Annotated in this window: 12 protein-coding genes; all 12 read right to left on the bottom strand. The window is 44.2% G+C overall.

The window, feature by feature from the left end:
* Positions 1-769: 769 nt before the first annotated feature.
* Positions 770-2,218: a lysine--tRNA ligase gene (gene lysS, locus BMW59_RS20010; protein WP_425441286.1), complete on the bottom strand. Its 1,449-nt coding sequence runs from the start codon at positions 2,216-2,218 to the stop codon at positions 770-772.
* A gap of 285 nt (positions 2,219-2,503) precedes the next feature.
* Positions 2,504-3,508, bottom strand: a complete 1,005-nt coding sequence (gene dusB, locus BMW59_RS20005; protein WP_093055878.1) for a tRNA dihydrouridine synthase DusB — start codon at positions 3,506-3,508, stop codon at positions 2,504-2,506.
* Positions 3,509-3,525: 17 nt separating this feature from the next.
* Entirely contained in the window at positions 3,526-3,732 is a 207-nt protein-coding gene (locus tag BMW59_RS20000) for a helix-turn-helix domain-containing protein (RefSeq protein ID WP_093055876.1), read from the bottom strand.
* Positions 3,684-4,223 carry a 2-amino-4-hydroxy-6-hydroxymethyldihydropteridine diphosphokinase gene (folK, locus tag BMW59_RS19995; RefSeq protein ID WP_093055874.1) on the bottom strand — a complete coding sequence of 180 codons (540 nt, stop codon included), beginning with the start codon at positions 4,221-4,223 and terminating at the stop codon, positions 3,684-3,686. Before folK ends, BMW59_RS20000 begins: the two co-directional genes overlap by 49 nt.
* Positions 4,220-4,588 (bottom strand): dihydroneopterin aldolase, encoded by a 369-nt coding sequence (folB, locus tag BMW59_RS19990; RefSeq protein ID WP_093055872.1) that lies wholly within the window; start codon positions 4,586-4,588, stop codon positions 4,220-4,222. The genes folK and folB overlap by 4 nt, the downstream gene beginning before the upstream one ends.
* Positions 4,589-4,607: 19 nt before the next feature.
* On the bottom strand, positions 4,608-5,459 hold the full coding sequence (gene folP / locus BMW59_RS19985) for a dihydropteroate synthase (RefSeq protein ID WP_093055870.1): 852 nt from the start codon (positions 5,457-5,459) through the stop codon (positions 4,608-4,610).
* 22 nt (positions 5,460-5,481) lie between these two features.
* Positions 5,482-6,342, bottom strand: a complete 861-nt coding sequence (pabC, locus tag BMW59_RS19980) for an aminodeoxychorismate lyase (RefSeq protein WP_093055868.1) — start codon at positions 6,340-6,342, stop codon at positions 5,482-5,484.
* On the bottom strand, positions 6,327-6,923 hold the full coding sequence (gene pabA / locus BMW59_RS19975) for an aminodeoxychorismate/anthranilate synthase component II (protein WP_093055866.1): 597 nt from the start codon (positions 6,921-6,923) through the stop codon (positions 6,327-6,329). The genes pabC and pabA overlap by 16 nt, the downstream gene beginning before the upstream one ends.
* Positions 6,920-8,365 (bottom strand): anthranilate synthase component I family protein, encoded by a 1,446-nt coding sequence (locus BMW59_RS19970; RefSeq protein ID WP_093055864.1) that lies wholly within the window; start codon positions 8,363-8,365, stop codon positions 6,920-6,922. Before BMW59_RS19970 ends, pabA begins: the two co-directional genes overlap by 4 nt.
* A 172-nt stretch (positions 8,366-8,537) precedes the next feature.
* Positions 8,538-9,470, bottom strand: coding sequence for a cysteine synthase A (gene cysK, locus BMW59_RS19965; RefSeq protein WP_093055862.1), 933 nt, complete (start codon positions 9,468-9,470; stop codon positions 8,538-8,540).
* A gap of 93 nt (positions 9,471-9,563) precedes the next feature.
* The gene (gene hslO, locus BMW59_RS19960) at positions 9,564-10,451 is read right to left on the bottom strand and encodes an Hsp33 family molecular chaperone HslO (RefSeq protein ID WP_093055860.1); all 888 of its coding nucleotides are present in this window, start codon (positions 10,449-10,451) and stop codon (positions 9,564-9,566) included.
* Between the two features lie 31 nt (positions 10,452-10,482).
* Positions 10,483-11,250 carry a type III pantothenate kinase gene (locus BMW59_RS19955; RefSeq protein ID WP_093055858.1) on the bottom strand — a complete coding sequence of 256 codons (768 nt, stop codon included), beginning with the start codon at positions 11,248-11,250 and terminating at the stop codon, positions 10,483-10,485.
* Positions 11,251-11,363 lie beyond the last annotated feature (113 nt).

Genomic DNA, 11,363 nt, shown 5'->3' with positions numbered 1-11,363 from the left:
CGCCGCCAGCGTTCGTCCTGAGCCAGGATCAAACTCTCCATAAAAGAGTTCGATGTCTCTGACATCAAAATAAAAATAATTCATTGACGGGATATTTAAATATCCCTCTTCGCTTGGCTTTTTGTTTAGTTTTCAAAGGTCAAAAATCCGGAAGCTGCCGACTTTAAATGTTGCCTCTGCCAGCCATCCGATTAATGTGTTGTCGTTTTTTGCGACTCAATTAATATAACATCTTTCGCCGAAGCCGTCAACAACTTTTTTAAAAAACTTTTCAAAATGTTTTTCAATGCTGTTTCCGTTTCGCAGCGACGGATAATAATATACCATGATATAAAAAGATAATGCAATACTTTTTACAAAAAAAATTATTTTTTCTCAAAAACTTTTGATTTTGTCCCATATTCCCCTTTTCCTCGGACACTTCTATCACTATATACCAGGCCGCGCTCTGCATATCTTAAGAACTCATTCAGAAATCAAAGCTATTTTTCCACCAGAATCAACTTAGATGAAAAGTCAGAGGCACTCCTGCAGGCCAATTCCCAAAAATTCATGGCTCGACCGCAGCAAAAAACTAAAATACCTCCATTTATAATAACAGAGCTGAAAATTAAATGAGAGAGGAACTTAATGGAATGAAGATAATTAATAAAGGTTATCTTTGCCGCCTGCCAGATACCATGATCTCTTTTTCCCCCACTAATAAAATTTGTTCCTTTTATCCCCAAAAAAATCCTGTACCGGTGAAAGCCGGTACAGGAAATTAACGTTAATTCTCTTCGTGTCCATCTTCACGCTTGCGCATTTGAGGGAATAACAGAACATCCCGTATTGACTGGGCATTCGTCAGCAGCATCACAAGCCTGTCGATCCCTATGCCTAATCCACCGGTTGGAGGAAGACCGTATTCGAGAGATTCAATGAAATCTTCATCCATCATATGAGCTTCATCATCCCCCTGTTCCCGTTCAACTAACTGAGCTTCAAACCGCTCCCGCTGATCGATCGGGTCGTTTAACTCTGTAAAGGCGTTGGCATGTTCACGTCCAACAATAAATAATTCAAATCTGTCCGTAAACCGCGGATCTTCATCATTTTTCTTAGCTAATGGAGAAATATCCAGCGGATGGCCGTAAACAAAGGTAGGCTGGATAAGCTTTTCTTCTACGAACATTTCAAAGAATTCATTTACGACATGGCCAAACTTCATTGTTTCTTTAACAGGAACGTTATGCTCTTCAGCTAACTTCCTGGCATCCTCATCACTCATCTCCTGCCAAAAGTCCACACCGGTATGCTCTTTAATAGCGTCAACCATATGGACTCTCTTCCAGGCAGGAGCAAGGTCAAGCGTTTCCCCGCCGTACTGGATTTCAGTTGTGCCAAGAACGTCTTGGGCAATGTGGGCTACAAGGTTTTCAGTCAGAGCCATAACATCTTTGTAATCCGCATAAGCTTCATACAGCTCTATCATTGTAAACTCGGGATTATGCCTCGTAGAAACCCCTTCATTACGGAAAACACGGCCGATTTCATAGACCTTTTCCAGACCGCCTACAATAAGGCGCTTCAAATGAAGCTCTATCGCAATTCTCATATAGAGGGTCATATCCAGTGCATTATGATGCGTAACGAATGGACGTGCGGAAGCACCGCCCGGAATAGCATGCATCATCGGTGTTTCAACTTCCAAATAACCGTGGTCATCTAAATAGCGGCGCATGGATTGAAGTATTTTACTGCGCATAACGAATGTGTCACGCACTTCAGGATTTACGATTAAATCAAGATAACGCTGACGGTATCGCTGTTCCACATCTTTAAGCCCGTGATATTTATCCGGCAGAGGACGAAGCGACTTAGTAAGGATCTGGAAGTCTTGTGCTTTTACAGACAGTTCTCCCACTTTTGTTTTGAATACCACACCGGTTAAACCGACGATATCACCGATATCAGCCCTGGTAAACAAGTCATATTGTTCCTCGCCCACCTGGTCTTTACGTACATATATCTGAATTTGGCCGGTTAAATCCTGGATATGAGCAAAGCCGGCTTTACCTTTTCCCCGCTTTGTCATCATGCGGCCTGCCATCGTAACAGATATTTCTTTTTCAGCTAAATCATCTTTTTCAAACGAATCATAGGCCTCTTTAATGGTCTTGGCATCATGGGAACGCTCAAACCGGGAGCCGAAAGGATCTATCCCTAAATCGAGCATATTTTTTAATTTTTCCCGGCGAACCTGCAGCTGGTCAGTGGCATCGAATTCTTGAGTCAACTCTACCATCTCCTGTAATATGAATTTTTTGCACGCTTTATCTATTGGCACCTTACATCAATCCTGTATGTATTCCTTCCGGATCTTGCTGTAAATATACCTTTAATGAGCTTGCTCAACAAAGTAAAAGCTTAATCTCTAAGAAGAAAACTGCCAGTAAGCTACTGGCAGTTTCGTCTGATTCTCAGAGGTATTATAGGAGAGTTCTCCCTTATTGTCAACTTATTACGCCTGCAGAGCTCTTTTTCGGGAAGGCTTTTCCTCAAGGACTGACGATAAGTTTGTTAAAACCTCCGCCATTTCATCCCGTGTGGTAAGCTTATTAATTTCATCGCGCATGCGTGCAGCGCCGCGCAGTCCTTTAATATACCAGGAGGCGTGCTTGCGCATTTCCCTGACAGCCACCTCTTCACCTTTCAGCTTTATCAGCCTGTCCATATGAAGAATGCAGACTTCCATTTTTTCCTGTGGTGCAGGCTCGGGTATATTCTCTCCTGTTTCAAGGAAATGAACCGTACGGTAGAGCATCCAAGGATTACCCAGTGCCGCTCTTCCGATCATCACACCGTCGACTCCTGCCTGATCCATCATTCGCTTGGCATCTTCCGGTGTTTCAATATCACCATTCCCAATAACAGGAATATTTACCGCTTCTTTTACCTGCCGGATAATATCCCAGTCGGCTTTTCCTTCATACATCTGGTAGCGGGTGCGCCCATGCACAGCGACTGCTTTTCCTCCTGCAGCCTCAACCGCTTTGGCGTTTTCAACTGCATACACATGGTCGTCATCCCATCCTGTACGCATTTTCACTGTCACCGGTTTATCTGCAGCTTTTACCGCCACGGAAACCATTTCATATATTTTGTCCGGGTTTAAAAGCCATTTAGCTCCTGCGTCACACGAGGTGATCTTTGGAACCGGACAGCCCATATTTATATCAATAATATCGGCATTCGTCTGTTTATCAACGACTTTAACAGCTTCAACGAGTGTGTCTTTCGTCCCTCCAAAAATTTGCAGACTTAACGGTTTTTCCCGCTCGTCCACGTAAAGCATTTGCAGGGATCTCTCATTTTTATGGAGGATGGCTTTGTCGCTCACCATTTCCGCACAGACGAGACCTGTTCCAAATTCTTTAGCGATCAGCCGGAACGCCGGGTTACAGACTCCTGCCATCGGTGCAAGAACGACCGGGTTTTTCATGGTGATATCACCGATTTTTAACATCATCTTCACCTCTTAATTCAATTAATGGATGTCAGCTCGTCGTACGTGACATTTAAAGCCTGTGTCACACGTTTTACGAGATCATCTCCAGGTTCGCGGGTTCCCCGCTCCACTTCCCCCAGGACCGACACAGAAACACCCAGCATTTTCGCAAACTCTTCCTGTGTATATCCCTTCAGCTTTCGGAACGCCCGAATCCTTCTCCCCCATATGAGCTCTTCCATTTACGCACACCCTCTTTTCCGGTTAATTGACCAGTATAATCATCAATCGTCCGTCCATTTCCAAAACGCAGGTAAGGCTCAATTTCTTGTAAAGGTATTAAAACAAACCCCCGCTCAAACATACGGGGATGTGGAATTTGTAATGTTTCCAACTCTATATTTTCATTGTTATACAGTAAAATGTCAAGGTCAATCGTCCGTGGTCCCCATTTTTCTTTACGCTTCCGTCCGCCTGCCTGCTCAATTTCCTGAGTTAAATCCAATAATTGTAAAGGCGGCATAGAAGTAGCTATTTTTACTGCCATATTTAAAAAAGAAGGCTGGTCCTTAACACCTACAGGGGCGGTTTCATAAATGGAAGATACTTTAAGCATTTCAACTTCCGGATTCTCTGATAATTGCTGGACAGCCTCAGCTAAATAATTATCCCTCTCTCCCTGATTAGAGCCGAGTGCAATATAGACGGTATTGTGTTTATCCCCTGTACTCATCCGCCTTTCTGCTCCCTTCGGATTTCGACTGCCACCGAATCATAATGGCCGGGTATAGGAGGATCAGGCTTAGTCACTTTAACGACGCAGGCATCGATTATTTGAAATCTTTCCAGCAGGATATTCGCCAGCCGGGCTGTCAGTGTCTCTACTAATTTCACAGGCTCTCCTTCAAGAACTTCCTTGGCCGCTTCATAAACTTCAGCATAATTAACTGTCTTATTCAGATCATCGTTCTCGCCTGCCTCTCTTGTGTCCATTTCAAGGGTGACATCAGCGAAAAAACGCTGTCCTAATTTATTTTCTTCCGGAAAAGCTCCATGATACCCGTAAAATTCCATTCCTTGAACAAATATTTTGTCCATCAGCCCCATCTCCCTCTTCTTAGATTGTTTGAGGTAAAGGAGAATCCCCTTTACCAATCATGACGTCCATCATTTTTGTCATCCTGCTGATCTCAAGGACATCATGGACTCTTACGATATCGCAGCCTTTATCAATTCCAAGGCATACAGTCGCTCCGGTGCCTTCCACCCGTTCTTCTACAGGAAGGTCAAGCGTTTTAGAAATCAGGGATTTTCGTGAGGTTCCTAACAGAACCGGATAACCGAGAGAAGTTACCTTCTCCAGGTTTCTCATGACCAGAACATTTTCTTCGTAAGATTTTGCAAATCCTATCCCGGGATCAAGAATGATTTTGTCTTCTTTTACACCTGCCTCCCTGCAGATACGAATACTTTCCAGCAAATCAGCTTTTATATCATCCATCAAGTTATCATAAACCGCTTCTTTCCGGTTATGCATAAGGATAATTGGCACACGGTGGCGGGCGGCTACTTCAGCCATCCGGGGGTCGGCTTTACAGCCCCACACGTCATTTATAATATTTGCTCCGGACTTAATTGCCTCATCAGCAACTTTCGCTTTATACGTATCAATGGATATCGGAACGTTTACCGCTTCTCTAACTGCCTTAAGGGGAGAAAGCACTCTCCGGAGTTCTTCCTCTTCCTCTACAGCTGTGGCACCCGGCCTCGTCGATTCTCCTCCAAGGTCAATAATATGAGCGCCTTGCAGAACCATATTTTGAGCCCTTGAGGATGCCTCCTGTTCCTGATTAAACTTGCCCCCATCTGAGAACGAATCAGGAGTCAGGTTAAGAATACCCATCACATACGTTTTTTTGGAAAAATCAAGTTCATAGCCGTCCCATCGTACTACCTTGTCCTTCTTCATCTGCGATCACCTTATTCCTCTCTTAGTTAAGCTCGTTACGGGTCCACAGGCCAGGCGTATACTTATTGAATTTCTCTTTAATCTGCTTATAAAGGGCGCCATCGCGGCCGGGGAATAACTGCCCGTCCCACTCATTTACTGCAACTGCCTCCTGAATTGCGTTGGTTACGAAGACTTCATCAGCCTGAAGAGCCTCCTCCAGAGGGAACCGCCCTTCGTTCACTGGAATCTGTTCCTTCACTGCCGAAGCACGTACAAACTGCCTTGTAATACCGTTTAAACAGCCGCAAGTTAAATCGGGTGTATACATTCCCCCGTTTTTTACCCAGAAAAGATTAGACACGATCCCTTCAGAAAGAAAGCCGTCTTCCGTTAGAAAAATACCTTCTTCTCCTGGAGCATTCCCCAGTTCTCTTTTACCTAATATATTATTTAAATAATGGTGGGACTTCAAACGGTATGCTCCTTCCGGATTATTTCGTCTGAGTGTGAGAGTGGAAGCTTTCTTTTGATCAGGCATAGACTGCGGCAGTGGTTTTACGAAGACGATAGTGACCGGTTCCTCATATGTCTCTGTTGTTAATCCTATACCCCTTTCGCCCGCAGAAATATTCCACCTGAAATATCCGTCATTTAACCCGTTCAGCCGGAGAAGTTCTTTAATAATTACGCTGGTACGTAAACGGCTGTAAGGGGGAAGCTTTATATTCATCTCTTCAGCGCTTTCATGGAGACGCTGAAAATGGTCATCCAGTAAAAATGGATGACCTTCATACGTACGGAAAGTTTCAAATAACCCCAATCCATATAAGAATCCATGGTCAAACGGCGAGAGACGTACGTCTTCCTCTTTCATAAAAGAACCATTTACGTAGAGGTACATGTTTTGTCAAACTCCTTATACCGGTCAAGAAAGTTTCTTAAAAGCTGTTTTCCGGTTCCTGTCATAATTGATTCCGGGTGAAACTGTACACCTTCAAGAGGATATGTCTTATGGCGGATGCCCATAATTTCTCCTTCTTCCGTTTCAGCAGAAATTTCAAAGCACTCAGGGAGTGTTTCCCTTTTTACAATTAACGAATGGTAACGTGTGGCCGTAAATGGATTTGAAAGACCTTCAAAGACGGTTTTACCGTCATGTTTAACTTCAGACGTTTTTCCGTGCATCAGACGTTCTGCCCTGATCACATCTCCACCAAACACTTGAGCCATCGACTGGTGGCCTAAACAGACGCCAAAAACAGGAATTTTTCCGGCAAACTGCCTGATTGCCTCCATACTGATACCCGCTTCATTAGGCGTACACGGCCCAGGCGATATCATTAAATAATCAGGTGACAACTCTTCGATATCTGCAACAGTGATCTGGTCGTTCCTCTTGACGATGAGCTCTTCTCCCATCTCACCTAAATACTGTACAAGGTTATACGTAAATGAATCATAATTATCAATCATTAAAATCATAATATTTTCCTCCTCAGCTCTTCTTCACTCATCTCTTTTGCTTTCCATAAGGCTTTCGCTTTCTTCAAAGATTCTTTATATTCCGCCTTTGGATCCGAATCAATCACTATGCCTGCCCCGGCCTGGACATGCGCCTTGCCGTCTTTGATCACCATTGTCCTTATCGTGATGTTTAATTCCATATCGCCCTGAAAACCGATCCAGCCGAATGACCCTGTGTAGGCCCCGCGTCTTACCGGCTCCAATTCTTCAATGATTTCCATCGTCCTGATTTTAGGCGCCCCTGTAATTGTACCTCCCGGAAAAGTCGCCGATATCACATCAAGTGCATCATAATTATTCGCTTTTTTTCCTTTAACGTTGGAAACGATATGCATGACGTGGGAGTATTTTTCAATCACCATGAGCTCGTCCACTTCCACCGAACCATATTCGCTTACACGCCCGAGGTCATTCCGCTCCAAATCCACAAGCATGATGTGCTCTGCACGCTCTTTTTCGTTATTAAGCAGCGTATCAGCGAGCGCCTGGTCTTCCTCGTCGTCTTTCCCTCTTGAACGGGTTCCTGCTATAGGCCGTGTGGATATTTCCTCACCTTTCACTTTAACTAAAAGTTCAGGGGAAGCACTGACGTACTGCAATCCCGGTGTGGCCATATATCCCATGTACGGAGATGGATTAACCCGCCTCAGGCAGCTGTAAATATGAAGCGGTTCTGTGTAAAGCGGCCGTGTTTCCCTGACAGAAAGGTTAACCTGAAACACATCGCCTTCCCGTATATAATATTTTGTTTTCTCTACTGCCTTTTTAAATTCCTCCTCAGGGAACGAACGTTCCAGAACTTCCCTGTCAGGCTGCTTTTCTGTTTTTTTTACCGGAATATAATGGTGCCCGGCATTTTTTCCGGCATTCATCCACTTCTCTTTCAGTAAGACTGGCCTTTGTACAGCATCAGTTTCTTCCTTGGGTACAATAGTTATAAACCAAATCTCATCTTTTTTATGATCTATAACCGTGACTTCATGGAAAGCCAGCAAGCAGACATCATCCGTTTGCAAGTCGTCGGCCGCCTGGTCAGGGAGACTTTCAATTTCACGGATCAAATCGTAACTGAATTGCCCGATCAGGCCGCCTTGAAATTCGGGAAGAGACGGATCAGATTTAACGTGAAAGGGTTCAAGCCACTTTCTCAATGATGAGAGCAGCGGTCCTTTCAATTGTTCCTCACCATCTGCTGTCTGAACTGTAAGTAAATGATCTTTCCCGCGCAGCACAGCCCACGGATCTAAACCTATGATCGAATAACGGCCGCCCCGGCCGCTTTCAAGCAATATATGATAATCTTTATTTTCAGATAAATAACTGTAAGTTTGAAACCAGTCGGGGGTAATATCCTTTAATGGGCTTACTTCGCCGACGGCCTTGTATTTTTCCCGAGTCATTAATTAATCCACCTCACGCTAGTTGACCCTATAAAATGTCTTTCAACCATTATACGGTGCAATGGAAAGGGGCGCAATCTTTCAGTTTTCGCATACCAGGCGGAACTGTGTCCTTATTCAATAAAAGAAAGGCCCCGCACAGTTGTGCAGAGCCTGCAGTAAATAACAGTTTTTATTGTTCTTCTTCGAACTGGTACAGCGGCGTACTTAAGTAACGCTCACCGTTACTTGGAATGACAGCAACTACTTTCTTTCCTTTTCCAAGGCGCTTTGCTACGTCCAGAGCAGCATAAATAGCTGCCCCTGAAGAAATGCCTCCTAAAATACCTTCCTCACGTGCGGCACGGCGGGCATATTCAAAAGACTGCTCGGTTGACACTGTCATGACTTCATCATAAATATCTGTATTTAAAATATCAGGAACAAATCCGGCTCCAATACCTTGTATTTTATGAGGCCCTTTGTTTCCTCCGGATAAAACAGGAGAATCGGATGGCTCAAGCGCGATCAGCTTTACGTCAGGAAATTTGGATTTCAGCACTTCTCCTGCACCTGTAATCGTCCCGCCTGTACCAATACCTGAAACAAATGCATCAAGCTGGTCCCCGACCTGCTCGAGCAATTCTTTCCCTGTTGTTTCACGGTGGATTTTTGGATTGGCTTCATTCTCGAATTGCTGAGGCATAAAATAGCCATTCTCTTTTTGTAATTCTCTCGCTTTTTGAATGGCGCCTCCCATTCCATCAGGGCCGGGTGTAAGTACAAGTTCCGCCCCATAGGCGCGAAGCAGGTTCCGCCTTTCCAGACTCATTGTCTCAGGCATAACCAGAATAGTACGATACCCTTTAGCAGCAGCGACCATCGCTAAACCGATTCCTGTATTTCCGCTCGTCGGTTCTACAATTGTATCTCCTTCTTTTAAGGTGCCCTTCTCTTCGGCATCTTCAATCATAGACAAAGCGATACGATCTTTTACGCTGCTCCCCGGATTCATAAATTCTAGTTTCAGATAAACATCTGCATGCTCATCTGTTACAAGCCTTTGCAGTTTTACTAAAGGGGTTTCTCCTATTAACTCAGTAATGGAATTCACAACTTTCGCCATCTTTGTTCCTCCTCTTTTAATACCAAGTAAATCGATTGGTTTAATTTAGATAAATCGTACCAAAGTTTCTTCCGGAGGTCAAGAAATATATGGTTACTCCTCCGCCCGTTTTTCTTCCAATAAGTCCTGAAGCTCTTTCTTGGAGAAAAGGTACCTTTCATTACAGAAGTGGCATGTTGTTTCGGCGCCTTCATCTTCTTCGATCATAGCTGTAATATCCTCTTCACCCAGGCCGATAATAGCGTTGCCAATTCTTTCTTTTGAGCATTGGCACTGAAAGGATACAGCCATGTTATCAAGCGTTGTATAATTCCCTTCCCCGGTAAGCGCCTCTATAATCTCTTCAGGCTTTTTACCTTCCTGAATCATTGAAGAGACAGGAGGCAGGCTATTTAGCCGCTGTTCGATCTCATCAATTGTTTCGTCTTTTGCTCCCGGCATCATTTGAACAATAAATCCACCTGCTGCTTCTACTTCTTCTTCCTGGCCAATGACGACACCCAGACCTACTGACGACGGCGTTTGTTCAGAGGAAGCGAAATAATACGTGAAGTCTTCTCCTAATTCTCCTGAAACAATTGGGACACTTCCGGTAAAATAATCTTTCATACCTAAGTCTTTAACCACAGAGAGTGTTCCTTCCCTGCCTACAACCGCAGCGACATTCAGTTTTCCATTTTCTCTCCGTTCAGGGTCGAGGTGAGGATGGGTGACATATCCGCGGGCCGTGCCGTCCGCATGCGCATCAATAATTATAGGGCAGGCGGGGCCGTTCCCTTCAATTTTAATTGTAAGCTTCTCGTCTCCTTTAAGCATAGAACCCATCATCGTTCCTGCAGTAAGAGACCTTCCAAGTGCCGCTGTCACTGTGCGCCACGTTCCTTGCCGCCTCGCAGCCTCTTTGACCATTTCTGTAGACTGGATGGCATACACTCTTACTGTTCCGTCATAAGCTAGTGCTTTAACTAAATAATCTTTCATAATATCTGTACTCCTTTTATCTGTAAAAATGTTAATTTGTATTTTTCTCGTAAATCAGCTGAAGCCCTTTAAGAGTCAGCCATTCGTCTGCAAAATCTATAGCATCTGTTTCCTTCTTTATCATAGCTGCCATACTCCCCGTAGCTACTACGGCAGGATGGGTCTTAGCTTCTTTTTTTATCCTGGTGACCATGCCTTCCACTTGTGCCGCCATGCCGTAAAGAAAACCCGACTGCATCGCGTGGACCGTATTTTTGCCAATGACACTCTTAGCTTTAATTGTTTCCACTTTAGGCAATTTAGAAGCGTGGGAGGATAAGGCGTCCATGGAAATAGACATGCCTGGTGCGATGACTCCGCCAGCATATTGTTTTTTTTCGTTAATATAACAGAACGTGGTCGCAGTGCCGAAGTCCACTATGATGAGAGGCGACCCGTAATAAGCTGTGCCTGCTACTGCATTGACAATTCGGTCGGAGCCTACTTCTTTAGGGTTGTCATACAGGATATTCAGCCCCGTTTTAATTCCCGGCCCGATAAACATCGGCTCTGACTGAAAATAAGAAGCGCATACCTTCTTCAGGCACTGGTCCATTTGCGGGACAACAGAAGAAATAATAATACCATCTATCTCTTCCAATTTAAGCCCTTTAAACTGAAACAGCTGATGGATCAGGACGCCGTACTCATCTGCTGTTTTCGCAGGGTTCGTTTCTACTGTCCAGTGAAATAATAACGTTCCATTGTTATATACCCCTAAAGCGGTTTTCGTATTCCCTGCATCAATAACAAGATTCATGACACAACCTCCGTGTTATATTTTCTCAAAAAAAAGGGTGCCCTCACTGCCCTCCACCTCGCGTTTAACATTTTAAGTTTTAAATAACTTAAAACGGAGTTAAACATCGTGAT

Source organism: Salipaludibacillus aurantiacus, assembly GCF_900111295.1.
GTDB lineage: Bacteria > Bacillota > Bacilli > Bacillales > Salisediminibacteriaceae > Salipaludibacillus > Salipaludibacillus aurantiacus.
Note: the sequence above shows the minus strand (reverse complement) of the source record. Positions and strands in the feature narration are given on the sequence as shown.